Origin of the sequence: Sphingomonas lacunae, from assembly GCF_012979535.1 — a bacterium.
Taxonomy (GTDB): domain Bacteria; phylum Pseudomonadota; class Alphaproteobacteria; order Sphingomonadales; family Sphingomonadaceae; genus Sphingopyxis; species Sphingopyxis lacunae.
Map to the genome: position 1 here is coordinate 163,257 of NZ_CP053015.1, position 20,676 is coordinate 183,932.

The 20,676-nt window shown below is 62.6% G+C and carries 18 protein-coding genes; 8 read left to right on the forward strand and 10 right to left on the reverse strand.

Annotation, left to right across the window (positions count from 1 at the left end; genetic code table 11):
• Positions 1-114: 114 nt before the first annotated feature.
• Positions 115-681: a CHAP domain-containing protein gene (locus tag GV829_RS00715; protein WP_169943365.1), complete on the forward strand. Its 567-nt coding sequence runs from the start codon at positions 115-117 to the stop codon at positions 679-681.
• Between the two features lie 105 nt (positions 682-786).
• Here GV829_RS00715 and GV829_RS00720 read toward each other — a convergent pair whose 3' ends face one another.
• The 4 genes from GV829_RS00720 to typA all read right to left on the reverse strand — a co-directional run bounded on the left by GV829_RS00720 (position 787) and on the right by typA (position 5,466).
• Positions 787-1,101: a DUF3297 family protein gene (locus GV829_RS00720; RefSeq protein WP_169943366.1), complete on the reverse strand. Its 315-nt coding sequence runs from the start codon at positions 1,099-1,101 to the stop codon at positions 787-789.
• Positions 1,102-1,183: 82 nt separating this feature from the next.
• Positions 1,184-1,837: a DUF805 domain-containing protein gene (locus tag GV829_RS00725; RefSeq protein WP_169943367.1), complete on the reverse strand. Its 654-nt coding sequence runs from the start codon at positions 1,835-1,837 to the stop codon at positions 1,184-1,186.
• Between the two features lie 113 nt (positions 1,838-1,950).
• Positions 1,951-3,555, reverse strand: a complete 1,605-nt coding sequence (locus tag GV829_RS00730) for a leucyl aminopeptidase family protein (protein WP_169943368.1) — start codon at positions 3,553-3,555, stop codon at positions 1,951-1,953.
• A 93-nt stretch (positions 3,556-3,648) separates the two neighbouring features.
• On the reverse strand, positions 3,649-5,466 hold the full coding sequence (gene typA, locus GV829_RS00735; protein ID WP_169943369.1) for a translational GTPase TypA: 1,818 nt from the start codon (positions 5,464-5,466) through the stop codon (positions 3,649-3,651).
• Positions 5,467-5,715: 249 nt separating this feature from the next.
• On the opposite strand from typA, the gene GV829_RS00740 reads away from it, so the two are divergent.
• Positions 5,716-6,954: a toxic anion resistance protein gene (locus GV829_RS00740; RefSeq protein ID WP_169943370.1), complete on the forward strand. Its 1,239-nt coding sequence runs from the start codon at positions 5,716-5,718 to the stop codon at positions 6,952-6,954.
• Positions 6,955-6,990: 36 nt separating this feature from the next.
• Positions 6,991-7,713, forward strand: a complete 723-nt coding sequence (locus GV829_RS00745; RefSeq protein WP_169943371.1) for an HAD family hydrolase — start codon at positions 6,991-6,993, stop codon at positions 7,711-7,713.
• A 20-nt stretch (positions 7,714-7,733) separates the two neighbouring features.
• On the opposite strand, the gene GV829_RS00750 is transcribed toward GV829_RS00745, so the two are convergent.
• From GV829_RS00750 to GV829_RS00765, 4 genes are read right to left on the reverse strand one after another with little or no spacing between them, the layout of a single operon-like run.
• Positions 7,734-8,045: an ArsR/SmtB family transcription factor gene (locus tag GV829_RS00750; RefSeq protein ID WP_169943372.1), complete on the reverse strand. Its 312-nt coding sequence runs from the start codon at positions 8,043-8,045 to the stop codon at positions 7,734-7,736.
• Entirely contained in the window at positions 8,042-11,299 is a 3,258-nt protein-coding gene (locus GV829_RS00755) for an efflux RND transporter permease subunit (protein ID WP_169943373.1), read from the reverse strand. Before GV829_RS00755 ends, GV829_RS00750 begins: the two co-directional genes overlap by 4 nt.
• Entirely contained in the window at positions 11,296-12,348 is a 1,053-nt protein-coding gene (locus tag GV829_RS00760) for an efflux RND transporter periplasmic adaptor subunit (protein WP_169943374.1), read from the reverse strand. Before GV829_RS00760 ends, GV829_RS00755 begins: the two co-directional genes overlap by 4 nt.
• 4 nt (positions 12,349-12,352) lie before the next feature.
• The gene (locus tag GV829_RS00765) at positions 12,353-12,691 is read right to left on the reverse strand and encodes a rhodanese-like domain-containing protein (RefSeq protein ID WP_169943375.1); all 339 of its coding nucleotides are present in this window, start codon (positions 12,689-12,691) and stop codon (positions 12,353-12,355) included.
• A 233-nt stretch (positions 12,692-12,924) separates the two neighbouring features.
• On the opposite strand from GV829_RS00765, the gene GV829_RS00770 reads away from it, so the two are divergent.
• The 5 genes from GV829_RS00770 to GV829_RS00790 all read left to right on the forward strand — a co-directional run bounded on the left by GV829_RS00770 (position 12,925) and on the right by GV829_RS00790 (position 17,494).
• On the forward strand, positions 12,925-14,202 hold the full coding sequence (locus tag GV829_RS00770) for an NAD(P)/FAD-dependent oxidoreductase (protein WP_169943376.1): 1,278 nt from the start codon (positions 12,925-12,927) through the stop codon (positions 14,200-14,202).
• 24 nt (positions 14,203-14,226) lie between these two features.
• Positions 14,227-14,430, forward strand: coding sequence for a YgaP family membrane protein (locus GV829_RS00775; protein ID WP_169943377.1), 204 nt, complete (start codon positions 14,227-14,229; stop codon positions 14,428-14,430).
• The gene (locus GV829_RS00780) at positions 14,427-15,680 is read left to right on the forward strand and encodes a TolC family protein (protein WP_246202923.1); all 1,254 of its coding nucleotides are present in this window, start codon (positions 14,427-14,429) and stop codon (positions 15,678-15,680) included. Before GV829_RS00775 ends, GV829_RS00780 begins: the two co-directional genes overlap by 4 nt.
• A gap of 77 nt (positions 15,681-15,757) precedes the next feature.
• Positions 15,758-16,681, forward strand: coding sequence for an MBL fold metallo-hydrolase (locus tag GV829_RS00785; RefSeq protein ID WP_169943378.1), 924 nt, complete (start codon positions 15,758-15,760; stop codon positions 16,679-16,681).
• Positions 16,682-16,699: 18 nt separating this feature from the next.
• Positions 16,700-17,494, forward strand: coding sequence for a sulfite exporter TauE/SafE family protein (locus tag GV829_RS00790; protein WP_246202925.1), 795 nt, complete (start codon positions 16,700-16,702; stop codon positions 17,492-17,494).
• 4 nt (positions 17,495-17,498) lie between these two features.
• Here GV829_RS00790 and GV829_RS00795 read toward each other — a convergent pair whose 3' ends face one another.
• The gene (locus GV829_RS00795) at positions 17,499-19,082 is read right to left on the reverse strand and encodes an amino acid ABC transporter ATP-binding/permease protein (protein ID WP_169943379.1); all 1,584 of its coding nucleotides are present in this window, start codon (positions 19,080-19,082) and stop codon (positions 17,499-17,501) included.
• Positions 19,079-20,605, reverse strand: coding sequence for an ATP-binding cassette domain-containing protein (locus GV829_RS00800; protein WP_169943380.1), 1,527 nt, complete (start codon positions 20,603-20,605; stop codon positions 19,079-19,081). The genes GV829_RS00795 and GV829_RS00800 overlap by 4 nt, the downstream gene beginning before the upstream one ends.
• Positions 20,606-20,676 lie beyond the last annotated feature (71 nt).

Consider the following 20,676-nt stretch of genomic DNA (forward strand, 5'->3'; position numbering starts at 1 on the left):
CTGACTCCCACCGTCTGCCGAATGTGTCGGCAACGAAACTTGTCGCGACCGATCCGTTCAGGCACGCATCCTGCCACCAAGCTTCTCTATTTCTGACCGGGGGGGTCGCGCACAATGATGGCTCAGATTCGCATCGCAATCGCGGCGCTTGTCCTTGCTGCAACGCTGATCACTAGCGCCCCGGCGGTTGCCTCTGCCTATCTGCAATGTGCGCCTTTTGCCCGTATGGAATCGGGCATCCAGCTTTTCGGTAACGCCCGCGACTGGTGGGGTCAGGCCGCTGGCCGTTATGAGCGCGGCAATGCTCCGCGTGTCGGTGCCGTGATGGCCTTTGCCCCTACCCGCGCTATGCCGATTGGCCATGTCGCTGTGGTCAGCCAGATCGTCTCTGACCGGGAACTGCGGATCGCCCACGCCAATTGGTCGCCGATCAACGGTCGTCGTGGTCAGATCGAGCGGAATGTCCGGGTCGTTGATGTTTCGGCCAACAATGACTGGTCGCAGGTCCGCGTCTGGTACGCGCCGATTGGTGATTTGGGGTTGCGTGCCAATCCGGTCACCGGGTTCATCTATCCGGGTGCGGGCACCCAGGACAGCTTTGGCGGCGACACCAGCATTGCCGCGATCACGCCTGACAGCGATGGCACTCTGGCCCGGATCGTTGCCAGCGTCGGCAACTGATCTGCCTCTGACTCGCTAAGGGCAATCATGTCAGGTGAATAAAAAACCCGCCGGCCTGAAATGGGCAGCGGGTTTTTTGTTGACCGGCGTCATGGGCGAAGCGGATCAGTCCTTGGCAGATGCCGTCTCTTCACTTGCTTCAGGCGCCGGATCGCCATCGGAGGCGGCAGCGCCGGGTTCGCCGACATCTTCGAACCAGGCTTCAAGCGGGCCGGTCATCTTGATGGTCATTGGCTGACCGAAACGGTCGCGCGACTTGCCGGCAGCAACGCGGATCCATCCTTCCGACAGGCAATATTCCTCGACGTCATGACGGATCTTGCCCTTGAACCGGATGCCGATACCACGATTGAGCAGTTCTCCACCAAAATGCGGGCTGCGCGGATTGACCGAAAGCCGGTCGGGAGGTGTGTCGCTCATTGGGTGTCTCCTTGTTGCGGCAAGCCCTTGCCCGGGGCGCCGGCAAAATCAAGCATCGAAATGGCCGGTCCGGCCAACACGATCAGGCGAACACCTCTCCCAGCCCCCGCCCCTTGGGATCAGGGCCATATTGATTGGGGCCCGGGGTGCCGTCGATACACATCAAGACGATCCGGGCCACCCAGCCCAGACCAATGAACAAATCACCCAGCACGAACGCGAAAAAAAGCCAGCCAGTCAAATTCTGATCATGCAGGCGCCGCACCACCACCGCAATGTTGGGGATGAAACTGACCACCACCCATATCGCCAAAAGGGCCAATCCCACCCAGAGACCCGCAGACGGGGTGGCTCCCGGAACATCATTGATCCATGCACTCCACGGCATGGCGACAAGGATCAATGCTGCACAGATGATCCAGACAATCCAGTTGAGCAGATAGAACATCCAATATTCCTGCCGCCGGGAACGACCGGAGAAATCGGCATAACGTTTGAACGGCAGGAGCATCCATTGGAAGGTAGAGAGGTTGGCCGGTCGCGCCTGCTGATCGGCGGCACCATAGGGTTGACCATAGGCGATATTGGCTGTGGCTGGAGCAACCGGCGAGGGTGCCGTGGATGCCGCCGACTGCTGTCCAAATGCCCCCGCCTTTGGCAATGCCTTGCCGCAGGATGGGCAAAAGGTGTCGGACGAGGCCGTCGGCGAGCCACATTGGCTGCAATAGGTTGCCATTCAGATGCTCCCCCGAAATCCCTGTTCGCGACCAAGTTTAGCCGCATTGCATAGTGTGACAATCCTGATGAACCGGATGAACCGTGCAACGCGGTTCATCCGGTCACAGCTCCCTAGGGAGCAGGCCTCTCCGCCGGGCGCCAATCCCGGACGAATCGGTCAAGCAGTCGCACCGAATAAGCGGTGGAGCCGCCGGGACGAGTATCAGACGCCCCTGCCCAAGCGACATTCGCAATGTCGAGATGCGCCCAAGGCGTCTCGCGGCGAATGAACTCGCCAATAAAGTGCGCACCTGCGCCGGCACCCGGAGACCCATCCCCTCCGCCGTTGCGGATATCCGCATAGTTGGAACTGGTATCGCCCGCATAGCTGGCGTGCAGCGGCAGGCGCCACAATGGTTCGCCTACGGCCATGCCGGCGGCAAGCAACTGATCAGCAAGCGCATCCTGTCGGCTGAACAGACCGGCGAAATCATCACCCAGAGCGGTACGGATGGCGCCGGTCAGCGTAGCGACATCGACGATGGCGGATGGTCGCATGGTCGCATCGGCATAGGATACGGCATCAGCCAGGACCAGACGCCCCTCAGCATCAGTGCTGTCAATCTCGATGGTCATGCCATTATAGGCAGTGAGCACATCACCGGGACGGATCGAGCGACCATCCGGCATGTTTTCGGCCAATGCGGCGATCGCGATGACATCAACCGGCGCACGGCTGCCCGCGAGGCTCAGAACGGCGCCAACGACACTGGCTGCACCAGACATGTCCATGCGCATGTTGCCCATGCCGGAAGATGGTTTGATCGAAATACCGCCGGTATCAAAGGTGATCCCCTTGCCGGCCAGCACAAGGGGGCCACCTTCAGGAGCACCCTGCCCACGATAGCGGACAATCATCATGCGTGGCGGGCGTTCCGAACCGCGGCCGACGCCGAGGATGGCGCCCATGCCCAGCCGCTCCATGGCTGGCACGTCGAGAACCTCGATCGAGACGCCCGGAAGCCCTTCGAACGCGGCACGCGCGCGCGCAACGAAGCTTTCGGGGTAAACGGCATTGGCGGGTTCATTGGAGATGGTGCGGGTCCAAGCCATCGCGCGGACCAACGCCTGCCCGCGTGCCTGCCAAAGCCCATTGGCGGCCGCAGGATCATCAGCGACGATGCTAATTGGTCCGGCGCCGGATTCTGAACGGTTGCGGGTCTGGAACAGGTCGGAGCGATACTGGCCAAGGCCAAAACCGATGGCCATTTCTCCAACAAGGTCGGCCGCCATGCCCGGAACGGCCAAGGTAATCGGACCATTTTCCGACTGAAGTGCACGGGCGATCACAATGCCAAGCTGTTGCGCGTCGGCCGCCGTTGGCTCGGCGGAGCGGCCGACCAACAATATCTGTTCCCAAGCGCCGATGCCGCGCAGCGACAGGCGGCCATTCGCCGGGAAGGTGAAGCGTGCGGCGCTGACGGCGCGGGTAACCGCGGCGCGATCCGCGTCAGCAAGGCCGGGCGCGGTGGCTATGCCGGCAGCATCAGCCAGCGGCAATACAAGCGTTCCCGCCGGTGCCGACGGTACTGAAGCGACAAAACCGAGATCGCGCTGAACCTGATCGTGCGCAACGGTGCGATTGACCTGTTGCGCGGCGACGGGCGCCGCCGTGACAACAAGCGCCGACGACGCGAGTGCGATGGCGAGATGTGAGCAAAGGCGGTGACGGATCATGGATACCCCTAAACAACAAGAACCAGCAGAGCCCCCACCCTGCGGCACTTGTTGCCAAGGCATCGCTGATGGTCAAGCCACCATCTGCGGCTGTCAGGCTTCGACCTTGCGCTTGTGGCGCTTGCGCTCATGCGGATCGAGGTGGATCTTGCGGATGCGGATGCTCTTTGGCGTCACTTCTACCATCTCGTCATCGTCGATATAGGCAATCGCCTGTTCGAGCGTGGCGCGGCGTGGCGGCGTCAGACGGATGGCGTCATCCTTCCCCGAGGCGCGAAAATTGGTCAGCTGCTTCGACTTGAGCGGATTGACCTCAAGGTCGTCGGGCTTGGCATTCTCACCGATGACCATGCCTTCATAGAGCGGCTCGCCGGGCTGAACGAACAGGATGCCCCGCTCTTCAAGCGCGTTGAGCGCATAGGCGACAGCTTCGCCGGTGCCCATCGAGATCAGCACGCCATTCTGCCGCCCTTCGATCGGACCCTTATAGGGGCCGTACTTTTCGAACAGGCGGTTCATGATGCCGGTGCCGCGCGTGTCCGAGAGGAATTCGCCATGGTAACCGATCAGGCCGCGTGACGGAGCGGAGAAGCTGATGCGCGTCTTGCCGCCGCCCGAGGGACGCATATCGGTCATCTCGGCCTTGCGCAGGTTCATCTTTTCGATGACCGTTCCCGAGAATTCATCATCAACGTCGATGACGACGGTTTCATAAGGCTCTGTGCGGCCGCCATTTTCATCCTGGTTGAACAGGACGCGCGGGCGGCTGATGCCGAGCTCAAAGCCTTCGCGACGCATCGTTTCGATGAGGACGCCAAGCTGAAGCTCACCACGACCGGCGACCTCGAAGCTATCCTTGTCGGCACTTTCGGTGACGCGGATGGCGACATTGGTTTCCGCTTCGCGCATCAGGCGGTCACGGATCATGCGGCTGGTCACCTTGTCGCCTTCGCGGCCGGCGAAGGGCGAGTCATTGACGGCAAAGCGCATAGCAAGCGTCGGCGGATCGATCGGCTGGGCGGCAATAGCTTCGGTCACGCCGGGTTCAGCGATAGTGTTGGCCACAGTAGCCGTTGTCAGGCCGGCGAGACAGATGATGTCACCCGCCTTGGCTTCTTCAACCGGTACGCGATCAAGTCCGTTGAACGAGAAGAGTTTCGAGGCGCGACCCTGTTCGATGACCTTGCCGTCCATGTCGAGCGCGGTGATCGGCTGGTTTATTTTGACCCGGCCCGAGGCAACGCGACCGGTGAGGATGCGACCAAGGAAATTGTCGCGGTCAAGCAGCGTGACCAGCATCGAGAAGGGGGCTTCCACCTCGACATTGGGTTCGGGGACGTGGCGGACGATGGTTTCGAACAGCGGCGTTAGATTCCCGTCGCGCGCCTCAATATCCTCTGACGCGTAGCCATTGCGGCCCGACGCGTAGAGGATCGGAAAATCGAGCTGTTCGTCATTGGCGCCGAGGTTGAGGAAGAGTTCGAAACATTCGTCGAGCACTTCGGCGGCGCGGGCGTCGCTGCGGTCGATCTTGTTGACGACGACGATGGGGCGCAGGCCCAGCGCCAGGGCCTTGCCGGTAACGAACTTGGTCTGCGGCATTGGCCCTTCGGCAGCGTCGACCAGCAGGATGACGCCATCGACCATCGACAGGATGCGTTCGACTTCGCCACCGAAGTCGGCGTGGCCCGGCGTGTCGACGATGTTGATGCGCGTGCCCTGCCATTCGACCGAGGTACATTTGGCGAGGATGGTGATCCCGCGTTCCTTTTCGAGGTCGTTCGAGTCCATTGCCCGTTCTTCGACGCGCTGATTGTCGCGGAAGGTGCCGGACTGGCGGAAAAGCTGGTCAACGAGGGTCGTCTTGCCATGATCGACGTGCGCGATGATGGCGATGTTGCGCAGGGACATGCGGGGCCGTTTCAATTGTTCGGGAATAAGGAAGCCGCGCCCCTAGCGGCTTTTGTGCATCGCGGCAAGGACAGGGTTGCGGGCGCGGATAGAAGGCCAGCCAGAGTGGGTAAAAGGGGGTATGCAACTGCCCCCTTGGCGCGGGCGTTATGCTGTATTATACAAACAAAACACCTAGGCATTGAATGGGAGCAAACCCGCCCCATCTGTGCTAACACAAGGTGCTTTGAACAGGATGGTGACCAGCCAATGAGTGTCGAACCCGCCCAGACCCCCTCTGCAACCGCGACCGCGACCGATTTTGCCGAACCGGCAATCACGCTGGAGCCGCCCAAGCCAGTGCCGAGTGTTGCGCCGGAAAAGGCGGCAGGCCTGGTCAGCATATCGGATGAACAGCGCAGCAAACTGGAGGAGAAGGTCGACGGCTACATCGACGAGTTGCTCGCTGCCGACGCCAACAGCCCCGAGTTCGGCAAGAAGATCGACGAGATCACCAACATGGGCCGGGCCGAGATTGCCGCGGCTGCATCCCAAGCGAACCGCTTTCTAGACCGCCCTGCCCGCGCGCTGAACCGTGACACGACGGTCGGCGCCGATCTGGTGGCGTTGCGCCAGCAGGTCGAAGACCTTGACCCTTCCCGCCAGGGGATGCTGAGCCAGAAAAAACTGTTCGGCCTGATCCCCTATGGCGGGTCAATCCGCACCTATTTCGACAAATATGAGAGCGCACAAGGCCATATATCGGCGATCCTGAGCCGTATGGCCAATGGCAAGACCGAGCTGCTGAAGGACAATGGCGACATTGACATCGAGCGGCAGAATCTGTGGGCAGCGATGGGCCGGCTCGAACAGATGGTGCATATCGCCAAGACGCTCGACGAACGGCTGGAAGCCAAAGCCAATGAAATCGAGGCCACCGACCCGGACAAGGCCAAGGCCATCCGCGAGAGCGCGCTCTTCTATGTGCGGCAGAGATCACAGGACATTCTCACCCAGCTCGCGGTCAGTGTTCAGGGCTATCTGGCGCTTGATCTGGTCAAGAAGAACAATGTCGAGCTGATAAAGGGCGTCGATCGGGCCAGCACGACGACGGTGGGCGCGCTGCGCACGGCAGTGACCGTAGCCCAGGCGATGGCCAATCAGCGACTGGTGCTGGACCAGATCAGCGCGCTCAACACAACGACCGCCAAGATCATCGATGCCACTGGCCAGATGTTGAAGGACAATACGGCACGGATCCATGAACAGGCCGCACAGTCGACCATCCCGATGGAAACGTTGCAGCGCGCGTTCCAGAATATCTATGACACGATGGATGCGGTCGACACGTTCAAGCTGAAGGCGCTCGACAGCATGAAGGTGACCATCACCACCCTGACCGCCGAGGTCGAGAAATCGCGCGGCTATATCGCCCGTGCCGAGGGCCAGGCCCAGGCGCAGGCGCAACTGACCGGCAAGGGCAGTCCGCTGGCCGCACTGGACGACTGACACGCCGAACGCTGAACCAAGGAGCGCCATCCCCCCATGGCAAGCGAAGTAGACATCACGCTGGAAAAGGCCAATGCCACTCTCGACAGGGTGCGGGCCAGCCAGATGCGGCATGGCAATGGCTACGCCAGACGCCATGTCCGCCGGATGCAGCGCTTTGCGCTGATGCTGGTCGCTGGCATATTCGCCCTGTTCATCGGTGCGGGTGTGTTCAGTGCGATCGTGGCGCCGCTCGGCTTTTATGGAGTTATGCTGGTAGCATTGGGCGCGCTGGCCGTGGTGGTTCTGGCGGGCCTGTTCAGCCGCGACACACCGCTGAGGCCAGAGGCCATGGCGCAGGCGCCGTTGCCTGAACTGGCCGACCGGGCCAACCGATGGCTGGAGCAGCAACGTCCCGCCTTGCCCGCCCCGGCCAAAAGCCTGGCCGATTCATTGGGCGAGCGCATTGCCGCACTGCAACCAACGATAGAGCGGCTGGGGGAAAATACACCGGAAGCGGCCGAAGTGCGACGGCTGGTTTCGCAGGAGCTTCCCGAACTGATCTCGAGTTACCAGCGCGTGCCCAAGGCAATGCGAACGATCAACCGCAATGGGCGGGTGGCAGAAATCGAACTGGTTGAGGGCATGCGTCTGCTCGACCGCGAGATTGACAGCATCGGCCGCACATTGGCCGAGACCGATATAGACAGGCTGGCCAGCCACAAACGCTATCTCGAATTGCGCTATGACAGCGGGCAGTCCGGGGAACGGGACGGCTGACACGCCGGCGACAAGGGCAGCTATGCCTCTCCGTGGCAGGCTTCGCACAGGGCGTTGATAATGCGCTGCATCTTGCGATCGGTCAGGCTGTAGAAGCGGGTCTGCGCCTCCCCCCGGCAGCTGACGATACCCTGTTCGCGAAAGCGCGCGAGATGTTGTGAGACAGCCGATTGCGAGAGGCCGGACAGATCGGTGAGTTCCCCCACCGACACTTCGCGTTCATCCATCTGGCACAGCATCAGCAGCCGCTCGGGATGCGCCAACAGCTTGAGATAATCAGCCATTTCGCGCGAATCGCGCTTGAGAACAGAAAGGTCGGTCGGCTTGTTCATGGAATGAGCTTACTTTCGCGGCCATCGTCCCGCAGGACGATATAGATTGCCGGGATAACCAGCACGGTGAGGATTGTCGAGGAGGCAAGTCCGAATAGCAGCGAGATAGCGAGCCCCTGGAAGATCGGATCTGTAAGGATTGTTGCGGCTCCGATCATCGCAGCGGCGGCAGTCAGCACAATGGGCTTGAAGCGGATCATGCCGGCTTCGAGCAATGTATCCCGCAGCGGTTTGTCGGCGGCCTTGGCATGATTGATGAAATCGACAAGCAGGATTGAATTCCGCACGATGATACCGGCCAGAGCGATGAAACCGATCATCGAGGTCGCGGTGAATGGCGCGCCAAACAGCATGTGCCCGGCAACAATGCCGACCAGCGTGAGCGGGATCGGCGTCAATATGACCAGCGGTATGGTGAAATTGCGGAACTGACCGACAACGAGCACATAAATGGCCAGCAGGGCAACTATGAAGGCGGCCCCCATATCGCGGAATGTGACCCAAGTGATTTCCCATTCGCCATCCCACAACAGGGTCGGCACCTGTTCATCCGAGGGCTGCCCGTTGAAGCGGACGACCGGCTTTGCCATTCCCTGCCCGGCCCAGTCGAATGACTCTATCGCATCATTGACGGCAAATATCCCGTAGACGGGGGCTTCATAATCCCCGGCCAATTCTGCCGTGACCATGTCGGCGGCACGGCCATTGCGGCGGAACAGGACAGGGGAGCCCTGCTCCGTCGTAGCGGTTACCACCTCTCCCAACTGAACCAGCCGTCCGCCCGGTCCCATGCTGGCAACCGGTGTTGCCGCCAGATCGGCGCTCCACGTCCGCTGGGACTGATCAAGTGCAATGCGGATCGGCAGCGGATCACGTCCATCGCCGCGGGGAGCATAGCCAATGGTCTGACCGCCCAACAGGACCCCGATACTGTCAAACAACTGCCTTTCGGACAGGCCATAGGCATCCATGCGCGGTCTGTCCGGCACCAGCCGCAAGCGCGGGCGGCTGACGCCGAAGCTGTTGTCGACATCAACGATATAGGGCACCGACCGGAACAGTTTCTCGACCTGTTCCGCCGTTCGGCGACGCGTGGTTTCATCCGGACCATAGATTTCAGCCAACATGGTTGCGAGCACCGGTGGCCCCGGTGGCGTTTCGACCACCTTGATCGAGCCCCCCGGCGGCATCGGCACCGACCGGGCCAGCCGCTGGCGCAGGTCGAGGGCGATGGCGTGGCTTGACCGGTCGCGTTCATCCTTGGGCGCGAGAGTGATCATCAGATCGCCCATCTCAGGCCGGTTGCGAAGGAAGTAATGGCGGACCAGCCCGTTGAAGTTGAACGGAGCGGCCGTCCCGACATACACCTCCATCGCGCGGGCTTCGGGCAGTTGCCTGGCAACGGCTGCGGCGGCTTCCAGAGTGCGGCCGGTGGTTTCGAGTGCGGTGCCTTCGGGCATGTCGAGCACCAGTTGCACTTCCGACTTATTGTCGAATGGCAACAGTTTGACCGTCACGGCCTTGAAATAGAACATGGAGCAGGCGACCAGGGTGGCGACGCCGACGGCGATCAGGAAATTGCGCGCCGATTTACGGTCCCGGATGATGCGGTATGCCACCCGGCCATAGAGCGCCCCGAGCTTGCCGCCATTCGCGTCTTCCCCATGCGCCGACAGCACAGTGCGGGCAAAGCGGATCATCAGCCAGGGTGCGATTATGACCGCGACGAAAAAGGAAAAGAGCATCGCCGCCGAAGCATTGATCGGAATGGGCGCCATATACGGTCCCATCAGGCCGGATACGAACAGCATCGGCAACAGCGCGGCGACAACGGTCAATGTGGCAATGATGGTCGGGTTACCGACTTCGGCAACGGCATCGACCGCGGCGTCGATGCGACTGCGCTGGCCATTGACCGTATCCGGCATAGCCCAGTGCCGGGCGATATTCTCAATCATGACGATGGCGTCATCGACAAGGATGCCAATGGAAAAGATCAGGGCGAACAGGCTGACCCTGTTGATGGTGAAGCCCATGATGTTCGATGCGAACATGGTCAGCAGGATCGTCGTCGGAATGACGATGGCGGTCACACCAGCTTCCCGCCAGCCAATGGCAAAGCCGATCAATATGACGATCGACACGGTCGCCAGGGCGAGGTGGAAGATCAGTTCATTGGCTTTTTCATTGGCGGATTCGCCGTAATTGCGGGTGACGCTGACAGTCACGCCGCGCGGGATGAGTGCGCCTTTGAGCTGCTCGACACGCTCAACCACCGCTTCGGATACATTGACCGCATTGGCGCCGGGGCGCTTGGCTATGGCGATGCTGACGGCCGGTGCGTGATCCCAGCGGCCATTTGCGTCAAGAGCCCAACGCCACGCGCGCGACTGATCATCGGCTGGACCCTGTTCGATCGTGGCGACATCCCGCAGGTAAACAGGCTGGCCGCTGGTACTGGGGACCGTGACGGCGCCAAGGTCGGCAGCGCCACGCACAGTCTGGCCGGCGACAACCGATGTCGCCGTTCCGCCTTCGCGAATGGTGCCGAGCGGGAAGCTGCGGTTGGCCTGACCGGCGGCCTCGATCAAGGCACCGAGAGATACGCCGTGCAGGCTGAGTCGGGCCGTGTCGGGGATGATACGCAATTGTTCCTGTTGCCCACCGACCAGAAAGGTCAGCCCGACATCCTCAACCTTGGCGACTTCGGTCCGCAGGCGGGTGGCAAGCGCATGCAATGTCTGTTCATTCCACTGCCCCGGCGCACCGGCATCGGGCGTCAGGGTCAGGACGACAATCGGCACATCGCTGATGCCGCGCACGGTCAGCTGTGGCGGGGCGATTCCGACCGGCAGTTTGTCCATATTGGCCGACAGGCGTTCGTTGATGCGGATGGCGGCATCTTCGGGATCTGACCCGACGAGGAAACGGGCGGTGACCATGACGCCATCATCTTCCGCCTGGGTATAGACATGCTCCACGCCGTCGACGCTCTTGACGATGGTTTCCAGCGGTTTGCCGACCAGTTCGACAGCGTCCGCAGCCGACAGGCCGGGCACGCCAACCATCAGGTCAACCATCGGTACGCTGATCTGTGGCTCTTCCTCACGCGGGATGGTCATGATGGCCAGCAATCCGACAAGGATCGCGGCGAGCAGCATCAACGGGGTGAGTGGCGACTGGATGGTCGCGCGGGTCAGCCTACCGGAAATACCCAGCTTGGCGCCGCTGTTGGCCGGTGCGCTTTCGTTCATGACGCGGTCCGGACGGGACGGGTCGCCGCCAGCCTGTCTCCAGCCTTTACCCCCGCCAAAATTTCGACCTGATCCGCGCTGTCCCCCGGGGCGATCTGAACCGGGACTGAGGCGAGGCTGCGGTCGCGGCCGATGATCGAGACATAATCGATGCCATAGCGCGTTTCGATGAAGCGGCGCGGCACGATGATTGCGGTCCGCTCGCCAGTGGCCACCCTCGCGGTGACACGGCGACCGACCATGGTGCTGCCAAGGCCGGGCATTTCGACATCCGCCGTCATCTGCCCGCCGGTTACGGCCGGATAGACACGGCTAACGGTGGAGCGGGGGGCCGGACTGCCTGCGACAGCAAGACCGGACGCGACGACGGGCGTGCCCACGCGGACCCGGCCCATCAAGGTTTCCGGGAGTTCAAGCCGCAGCACCATGGCGCCCGATGTGATCGTCGCCACCGATGTGCCCGGCCCAACGGCCGAACCCGGCGGGATGGGGGCCATCAACACACGGCCACTGGACGGCGCGATAATCGCGCCCTGCCCGGCAAGCGCATTGACCGCTGATTGCTGCGCCCGCGCCGCCGCCACGCCGGCCCTGGCGGCACGGGCGACGGCTTCGGCCTGATCAAGCCGCGCCTGCGCATAGACGCCGTTGTCACGCAGGAAACGGATGCGGGCCAGTTCAGCCTCTGCCTGGGCGACCTGTGCCTGCGCGGCCGCGGCCTGTGCGCCATAGGCCGCCCCTTCGTAGCCGAGCCGGCTGTCGACCACCCGGCCGATCACCTGCCCGCGCTGGACCATATCCCCCTCTCTCACCGAGAGAGATTGGAGGATGCCGGGTATCCGCGCCCGCGCGTCAGCCATGTCGACACTGGTGACGAGCGCACCGACATCGGTCCAGTCCACTACCGTGCGGGGCTGAACCACAAACTGTTCGGCATTGGCGGGAAGCCGGGCCTCGCTGACCGGAGCCGCATCATCCGAACAGGCGGACAGAGCCAGCGGGAGGGTCAGCAACAGGCCGGACAGAATGAGGGAGCGCGGTGCCGGCATCGGATCAACCCCTGACAATCGGCAGACCGGCGGAGCACCATGCCCCCATGCCACCGGCCAGATGGGTCGACACATCCGGCCGCGCATGCACCGCCTTGTCGAGTGCCATCGCCGACCGGCGCCCGGCAGCGCAGGTCAGAATGACCATCTTGCTCGCGGGCCGGGGCAAATGTGTTGGCTGAAAGGTGGACAGGGGCATCGACACCGCACCGGCAATGTGGCCAGCGGCAAATTCATCCGCTTCGCGCACGTCAACCAGCACAGCCTTGCCTGCCTGCAACAGCGCATTGAGCTCGCCCGGCCCCACCTCTGCGTGGCTGGATTTGCGGAACAGGTTGAACATCGGTCGGACCTTCCTAGGAACGATATGTGAGACACATCTAAATCAACTATTGCTAATATGCCAATGATCTAATATTAAGTCAATGCCATTCGTTCTCCGGGATGCCGCTTCGGGTCGCAAACGAAGCGGAGCCGCTCCGGCACCAAAAGCCGCCATCAGCGTTGTTTTGGTGCCGGGGCGCAGGGGCACGGGCGGGTCGGTTCGACTCGCCAGATTGTGAGGGAGCAGGAACAGTGACAAAGCCGAAAATCATCGTGCTGGGCGCCGGGCTGGGCGGAACGATTGCCGCATATGAAATCCGTGACGCGGTCAAGGATCGTGCCGAGGTCATGGTTGTCTGCGACCAGGAAGATTATTGGTTTGTCCCATCAAACCCATGGGTTGCGGTGCGCTGGCGCGAGCCGGACGCCATCCGCGTCCATTTGCCCCCGGTAATGAAGAAAAAGGGCATCGGCTTTACCGCTGTCGGAGCCAAGCGGGTCCATCCGGCCGACAACCGCATTGAGTTGAATGATGGCACAAGCATCGCCTATGACTGGCTGGTCATCGCCACCGGACCCCATCTGGCCTTTGATGAAATCCCGGGCTTTGGACCGGAAGCCAACACGGTATCGGTCTGTTCAACCCATCATGCCGCCCAAGCCGCCGAAGCATTTGACCGATTTTGTCAAAATCCCGGTCCGATCGTCGTCGGCGCCGCGCAGGGCGCATCCTGTTACGGACCGGCCTATGAATTTGCCCTGATCCTCGACACGGAGCTGAAGCGCCGCAAGATCCGCGACAGGGTGCCAATGACCTTTGTCACCGCCGAACCCTATATCGGGCACCTTGGCCTCGACGGGGTGGGCGACACCAAGACCCTGCTCGAAAGCGAATTGCGCAACCGCCACATCAAATGGATCACCAATGCCCGCGTGAGCAGTTTCGAGCCGGGTCTGGCCCATGTCGAGGAAATTGCCGATGACGGCAGCGTTAAAGCCAGACATGATCTGCCCTTTGGCTATTCCATGTTGCTGCCGGCGTTTCGCGGTGTCGACGCGGTGGCCGGCATAGACGGACTGACCAACCCGCGCGGATTCATTCTCGCCGACAAGCACCAGCGCAATCCGACCTTTACCAACGTCTATTCCCTGGGGGTCTGTGTCGCCATTCCTCCGGTGGGTCCGACCCCGGTACCTGTCGGTGTTCCCAAGACCGGTTTCATGATCGAATCGATGGTCACCGCCATTGCCCACAATCTGGCCCTGGAAGTGGCTGGCCAACCGCCCGTGCATGAAGCGACCTGGAACGCCGTTTGTCTGGCAGATTTTGGCGACGGCGGCGTGGCCTTTGTTGCCCAGCCGCAAATTCCGCCGCGCAATGTCAATTGGTCGTCGAGCGGCAAATGGGTGCATCTGGCCAAGATCGGCTTTGAAAAATATTTCCTCCGCAAGGTGCGCAAGGGGGAGAGCGAACCCTTTTACGAAAAGCTGGCCATGCATGCGCTCGGCATCCGCAAACTGCGTTTCTGATCCATTATCAAAGGAGTGACACCCATGACACTAGATCGTGCCGTGCTGATGTTCGCCGGCTGCGTGGTCTTGTTGAGCATCCTGCTGTCGGTCACCGTGCATCCGTATTGGATCGGACTGGCGATATTCGCCGGACTCAACATGATTCAGGCATCCTTCACCGGATTTTGCCCCGCCGCGATGCTCTTCAAGCGGATGGGAATCCGCGAAGGCGTTGCGTTCAAGTGAAACGCCTGTCCACCCTGCTTGCCGCACCGGTGCTGAGCCTGGCGGCACCGGTGGCCGCGCAGGACCTGCCAACCGCGCTGGCTGATGCCTATGCGCGATCGCCAGCGATGGATGCCGCGCGGGCGGATGCCGAGGCCGCGGAAGCCCGTGTGGCACAGGCGCGATCGTCAGCCCTGCCCAGCGCCAGAGTCGATGCGATGATCGGCGCGGGACGGATCGACCCCGGTGGTTTTTTTGGTCTGACGGCCGACGATGTAACGCCCCGGATTGCCCAGGTTACGGTCGAATATCCGCTGTTTACCGGAGGACGGACCACCGCGGCGGTCGCCCAGGCCCGCAGCGGCGCCGATGCGGCGCGTGCCGGTCTGGACGGGACACGACGGCAACTAACGGTTGCGGTAGTTGCCGCCTATGCCGATGTGCTGACGGCCAGACAGTTGGTCGACAGCTATACCAGAATGGAAGGGGCCGTCGCCGAGATTGTGCGCGGGGCCCGGCTTCGCTTTCGTGTCGGTGACGCCGCCAGTACCGAACTGGCGCAAGCCGAAGCGCGGCTGGCGGAAGCCAGAGCCGGCCTGATCGCCGCTCAGGGACGCAAGGCCAGTGCCGAAGCACAGCTGAACCGGTTGGTCGGCCATGAGGTCAGCGCCCTTGCCCCGTTGGGTGAGTTGCCTGCGGTTCCGGAAAGTCTGGTGGAGGCGATGGATAGCGCCCGTGCGCACAACGCCATGCGGGCCCAGGCGCAAAGCGGCATTGGCGCAGCCCGCGCCGGCGTACGGGGCGCCGAGGCCGCATCACGACCCAGCATCGGCACCTTTGTCGAGGCCGGCCATGTACGTGACCAGTTTTTCCCCAATTATCGGGCCGACAGTATCACGATAGGCGCCCGCGCCCGCTGGACCTTTCTGGATCCCGGCGCATCCGCGAGGGTGCGTGAAGCGCGCGCGTCGTTGGCAGCCAGTGAAGCCCGCGCCCGAATGGCAGACGATGCCATCGAACAGGCGGTCATCGAGGCATGGCACGCGCTCGCCTCTGCCCGCGGCATGGTGGCTGCGAGTCGTGACGGGGTGACCGCGGCCAATGAAGCGTTGCGTGCTACCAGTCTAGAGGTCCGGGTCGGCATCAAGCCCCAGCTCGCCCAACTGGATGCCGAACGAGAGGCCATCGCCGCCGCAGCACGTCTGGCCGAGGCCGAAGGGCAGCTGCATGTGGCCGCAAGGCAGTTGCGCGCGCTGACAGGATTGGAATGAGCCAGGCGCGACAAGCCTATGGACATTCACGGACCGATCATTATATTAGCGTTATCTGATATTGATAGGTGTCTCACATGACTGACCCGATCCTATTGCGAGCCATTGCCCAGATTGCCGAAGCCCGATCAACGGGCCGGGTACCCGTTGTGCGGAGCTTTTTTGACGAAGCGACCTTTACCGCCAGCCATGTCGTCCATGATCCGGTGAGCAAAAAGGCCGCGATCATCGACAGCGTGCTGGATTTTGACCAGGCATCCGGGCGGACGAGCCATGCGTCAGCCGATGCCATCATCGCCCATGTGCGTGAGGCCGGCCTGGATGTCGAATGGCAGATCGAAACCCATGCCCATGCCGATCATCTTTCCGCTGCACCCTATCTGATCGAGGTTTTGGGCGGCAAGCTGGTGATCGGCCGGGACATTACCACCGTTCAAACCGTGTTCGGCGGCATATTCAACGAGGATGCCCGCTTTGCGCGGGATGGTTCCCAATTTGACCAGCTGGTCGCTGATGGTGATCGGTTCACGCTCGGCAACATTGCCATCACCGTTCTGCACACACCCGGCCATACCCCAGCCTGCATGAGCTGGCTGATCGGCGACGCGCTGTTTGTCGGCGACACATTGTTCATGCCTGATTATGGCACCGCGCGCGCCGACTTTCCCGGTGGCGATGCGCGCACATTATTCCGTTCCATCCGCCGGCTGCTGGCCCTGCCCCCGGAAACGCGCCTGTTCCTGTGCCATGATTACAAGGCGCCGGGTCGCGACACATTCGCGTGGGAAAGCAGCATCGGCGCCCAGCGTGAACAGAATATCCATGTCCATGACACGGTCGAAGAGGATGCTTTTGTCGCCATGCGCGAAGCCCGTGATGCGACATTGGGCATGCCTCGGCTGATCCTGCCATCCATCCAGGTCAACATGCGCGGTGGCCATTTTCCCGAACCGGAAGCCAATGGCACGCGCTATCTGAAGCTGCCGCTCGACATCCTTTGAACCCCGAAAGGCAGCAGCATGGATATCAGCCAGATAGAGATGGTGCCGCTGATGCTGGGTGCGCTTAGCGGCATGATGGTAGGCTTCACCCTCGGGCTGGTAGGCGGCGGAGGATCGATCCTGGCCGTACCTCTGCTCGTCTATCTCGTAGGTGTGCCGCAGCCCCACATCGCCATTGGAACTGCGGCATTGGCGGTCGCCGCCAATGCTGCCATCGGGCTGGCCAACCATGCGCGGGCTGGCAATGTCCGCTGGCCCTGTGGTTTGACCTTTGCCGCAGCCGGCATCCTGGGCGCCTTTGGCGGGTCTATGGCGGGCAAGGCGATGAACGGTCATGCGCTGTTGCTGTTGTTCGCCCTGTTGATGCTGGTCATCGCAACGCTGATGCTGCGCAAGCGCGGTAATGCGGGTGATCCGACAGTCCACATCAGCCGCGAGAATGCGCCAAGGCTGGTTGCCTATGGCGCCGGCAGCGGGGCGCTGAGCGGATTTTTCGGTATCGGTGGCGGGTTCCTGATCGTTCCCGGCCTGATCGCCGCAACCGGCATGCCGATGATCAATGCGGTTGGCACATCGCTGGTGGCGGTCACGGCATTCGGCCTGACCACCGCCATCAGCTATGCGGCGTCAGGTCTGGTGGACTGGCCATTGGCGATCATCTTCATCATCGGTGGTGCCGCCGGCAGTGGCATGGGCATCGCAGCGGCACGCCGGCTGTCGGCGACCACTGGACGGCTGAACACCGTCTTTGCCCTGATGGTCATCGGCATAGCGCTGTTCATGCTGTGGACGTCGGCGCGGGCGTTGCTGTGACCGGTCAATCCAGCGACAGCCGCTGATCACCCGCCAATGCCAGCATCGCAGGCCTGTGGCTGACCAGGACAAGCCCGGTCGCCGTGTCCGCCAGCCAGCGTTCAAGCTGGGTCACCAGCATGGCTTCAGTCGCGGCATCAAGGCCTTCGCTGGGTTCATCAAGCAACAGCCATGGCCTCCCGGCCAGCAAGGCACGAGCAAGGCCCAGCCTTTTGCGTTCTCCCCCTGACAAGCGGGCCCCATCTTCCCCCAGCCATGTGTCGAGCCCGTCGGGCAGCCTTTGCACAAGTTGGTCCAGACAGGCGGTGGCAAGTGCGGCTTCCATCTCTGTCCGATCGATACCGCTCCGCGCGAGCGCCAGATTGTCAGCAAGTGTGCCGGCAAGCATTGGCGCGTCCTGTGCCGCATAGGCGAAGGCCATCCGCCGCTGTGCGGGGGGCAGCAGCGACAGGGGGATGTCACCGATGCTGACGTCTATCATGCCAGCAGCTTCCAGTCCGACGAGGGAGCGGAGCAACCGGGTTTTGCCTGCCCCTGACCGGCCCGTGATTGCCAGCCGCCCCCCCTGCGGCACAAGCACTGACCGGGCGCCTTGCCGGAATGCAAGGCCGGCTGAGTCCGGTACGACCGGGCCCGTGCCAGCAATTGCGCATGTGGTCAGCCGATCGAGGCGGGCCTGGGCTGCGGCGGTGCGCAGCCGCCCAACATCGAGCCTGACCAGTGTGCCCATCGCCTCCATCGCCGCGATCTGAGCCAAAAGGCCAAGCGCCAGCAGCGGCAAGGGTGCCGAGGCCAGAACGGCCATGAGCGCCACCGACACGGCAGACAGCGCGGCATGGATGACCATAAGCCAGCCTTCGGCCCTGGCTTCCGCGCGCCGGGCGGCATCGAGCGCGGTAGCGGCGTCGCTCACAGCGACATCAACCTGACCCACCAACCCATAGACGTGCATGTCGATTGTGCCGGCCATCAATTCGTCAACCGTCCGCCGAAAATCAGCCCGGGCATCGGCCACGGCGCGCGCGTGTGCCGGCAGCCATCGCGATGCCAGATGCCGCCCGATCAAGAAACTCGCTGCCAGAGACAGAAGGGAAAGACAGGCGGCAAGCGGTCCAGCAAGCGCCGCCATAGCGACCGCCACGGAGACAATCGCAAAGGCCGACGGTAAAATGGCCTTGCGCAAAATGGCTGTATCCAGCGCATCCACATCTCCGGTCAGGCCGGCCAGCAAATCCCCGCTGTCGCTGCGAAGCAAAAGCGCGGGCGGCGCGGCCAGCCAGCTGGCAAACAGGCCCGACCTGATGTCCGCAAGGCTGCGCACCACAGCCTGATGGCTGACATAACGTTCCCCATAACGCGCCAGCGTGCGGATGATCGCCAGCGCTCGGATCGCCGCACTGGGCAACAGATAGTTGAACGACGCGACCGCCGCGACACCCCCAAGACCGGCCAGAGCGGCACCGGTGAGGAACCAGCCTGAAATCGCAAGCAAAAGGATGGCGCTGGCGCTGGCCGCCATCGCCATGATCGCGGCCCGGCGGATCGTCCAGCGATGACGCCTTGCGGCCTGTTCGACCAGACCAGTCACGGAAGCACCAGTTGCGAACGGCAGCGCGCCTTCAATGCCGGATCATGGGTTGCGGCGATGATCATGCGGGTGCGGGCATGGTGGTGGATCTCGTCAAGCACGGCGGCAGCAGCATTGGCATCCAAATCCGCCGTAGGCTCATCAAGCAACAAAAGGGGCCGATCGCTGAGCAGCGCCCTGGCAAGGCCGATGCGACGCCGTTCGCCTCCAGAAAGGCCGCTGCCGCGGGCATCGATCAGCATGTCGAGGCCGCCGCGCCGGGCGAGCAGGGGCGACAGGCCCAAACGTTCAAGCAGGCCGTTGACCCGATCATCCAGGTCCCTGCCGGGCCCGACCAGCAATGTGTCGCGCAAGCTGCCGGGAAGCAGCAATGTCCGTTGCCCGGCCCAGCCACAGGAAAGAGCAGCATCAGCGCAGGGCATGCCGTCCACGTTGATCGCACCCTGCGCGACTGGCGCCATGCCGACCAGCGCCGCGAGCAATGAGGATTTGCCTGAGCCGGACGGGCCGGTGATGAGATGCAGGCCCGTCCCGTCAAACCGGTGACTAACCGGACCGATCCCGGTTCCGTCCGCATAGACGACCCGCAGCCTGTCAAGTTCCACCCAGCCCGGCAAGAAACCGCTGTCAGCCACGACAGGGGCAGCCATCGCAGCGGCCGCGGTCCGTTCACGGTCGATATGATCCAGCGCGGCTTCCCCCTGCTGCTTGTCATGATAGGCGATGGCCAGCCGTCGCATCGACAGATAGACCTCTGGCGCCAGCGCCAGGGCAAACATGGCCTCCGTCAGGGTCAGCGTCTCAGGCGCGGCAAAGGGCAGCAGACCGAGCAGCGAGAAACCGCAATATACTGCCACCAGAGCCACCGCCAGCGCGGCGAAGAATTCAAGCACGGCACTGGACAGAAAGGCAAGCCGCAGGACCTGCAAGGTCCGTTCAGCCACTTCGCTGGCCGCGGCGTGCAGGTGGCGAACCAAACGGTCGTCCCGGGCATAAGCATAAATCAGCGGCAGATTGCGGACCCTGTCGCCAAAAAGGCTACCCATCCGTTCAAGGGCCAGTTGCTGCCTCCGGGTTTCCTCCGCTGCGGCCATACCCGCCAACGCCATCCCCACCGCAAAGGGGAGCAGCGTCGCCAGCATGATGGCCGCCGCAACCCAGCTGGCAAAGGCGACAGCCGCAATAACGATGAACGGCGCGACGGCCGCTACCGCGCGCAGCGGACGATAGGATGCCATGTACCCATCCAATGATTCGACGGCATCCAGCAGGATATAGCCGTCTTCACCCCGCAATCCGCCGCGACGCGGTGCCGAGGCGACAAGAAGTGGAAGGAGACGCGAACGCAGTCCGTGCTTGATGCGTGCGGCACCTTTGAGACCAGACTGAACGGCCTGCATCACAAGGGCGCCACGGCCGATGGCCGCCATGACCATCATTGCCAGCGGGACAAGGCCGGCCGGCCCGTCCTGCCAACCGCCGATAAGAAGGGCGAGGCCGCAGGCGAAAATGACGGCAGCCATAGCGTCGAGCAACCAGTACAAAACTGCAACGTGGATTGCTTGATTTGAAAGACGAGGAGGCGCCTTCATAC

Excerpts from the sequence above, each read along its gene's own strand:
- GV829_RS00790 (WP_246202925.1), top strand. The coding sequence starts at position 16,700 with ATGGATATCAGCCAGATAGAGATGGTGCCGCTGATGCTGGGTGCGCTT.
- GV829_RS00765 (WP_169943375.1), bottom strand. The coding sequence starts at position 12,691 with ATGTTCAACCTGTTCCGCAAATCCAGCCACGCAGAGGTGGGGCCGGGC.
- typA (WP_169943369.1), bottom strand. The coding sequence starts at position 5,466 with ATGTCCCTGCGCAACATCGCCATCATCGCGCACGTCGATCATGGCAAG.
- GV829_RS00750 (WP_169943372.1), bottom strand. The coding sequence starts at position 8,045 with ATGAACAAGCCGACCGACCTTTCTGTTCTCAAGCGCGATTCGCGCGAA.
- GV829_RS00725 (WP_169943367.1), bottom strand. The coding sequence starts at position 1,837 with ATGGCAACCTATTGCAGCCAATGTGGCTCGCCGACGGCCTCGTCCGAC.
- GV829_RS00785 (WP_169943378.1), top strand. The coding sequence starts at position 15,758 with ATGACTGACCCGATCCTATTGCGAGCCATTGCCCAGATTGCCGAAGCC.
- GV829_RS00740 (WP_169943370.1), top strand. The coding sequence starts at position 5,716 with ATGAGTGTCGAACCCGCCCAGACCCCCTCTGCAACCGCGACCGCGACC.
- GV829_RS00720 (WP_169943366.1), bottom strand. The coding sequence starts at position 1,101 with ATGAGCGACACACCTCCCGACCGGCTTTCGGTCAATCCGCGCAGCCCG.
- GV829_RS00745 (WP_169943371.1), top strand. The coding sequence starts at position 6,991 with ATGGCAAGCGAAGTAGACATCACGCTGGAAAAGGCCAATGCCACTCTC.
- GV829_RS00800 (WP_169943380.1), bottom strand. The coding sequence starts at position 20,605 with ATGGCTGCCGTCATTTTCGCCTGCGGCCTCGCCCTTCTTATCGGCGGT.
- GV829_RS00760 (WP_169943374.1), bottom strand. The coding sequence starts at position 12,348 with ATGCCGGCACCGCGCTCCCTCATTCTGTCCGGCCTGTTGCTGACCCTC.
- GV829_RS00775 (WP_169943377.1), top strand. The coding sequence starts at position 14,227 with ATGACACTAGATCGTGCCGTGCTGATGTTCGCCGGCTGCGTGGTCTTG.
- GV829_RS00730 (WP_169943368.1), bottom strand. The coding sequence starts at position 3,555 with ATGATCCGTCACCGCCTTTGCTCACATCTCGCCATCGCACTCGCGTCG.
- GV829_RS00755 (WP_169943373.1), bottom strand. The coding sequence starts at position 11,299 with ATGAACGAAAGCGCACCGGCCAACAGCGGCGCCAAGCTGGGTATTTCC.
- GV829_RS00715 (WP_169943365.1), top strand. The coding sequence starts at position 115 with ATGATGGCTCAGATTCGCATCGCAATCGCGGCGCTTGTCCTTGCTGCA.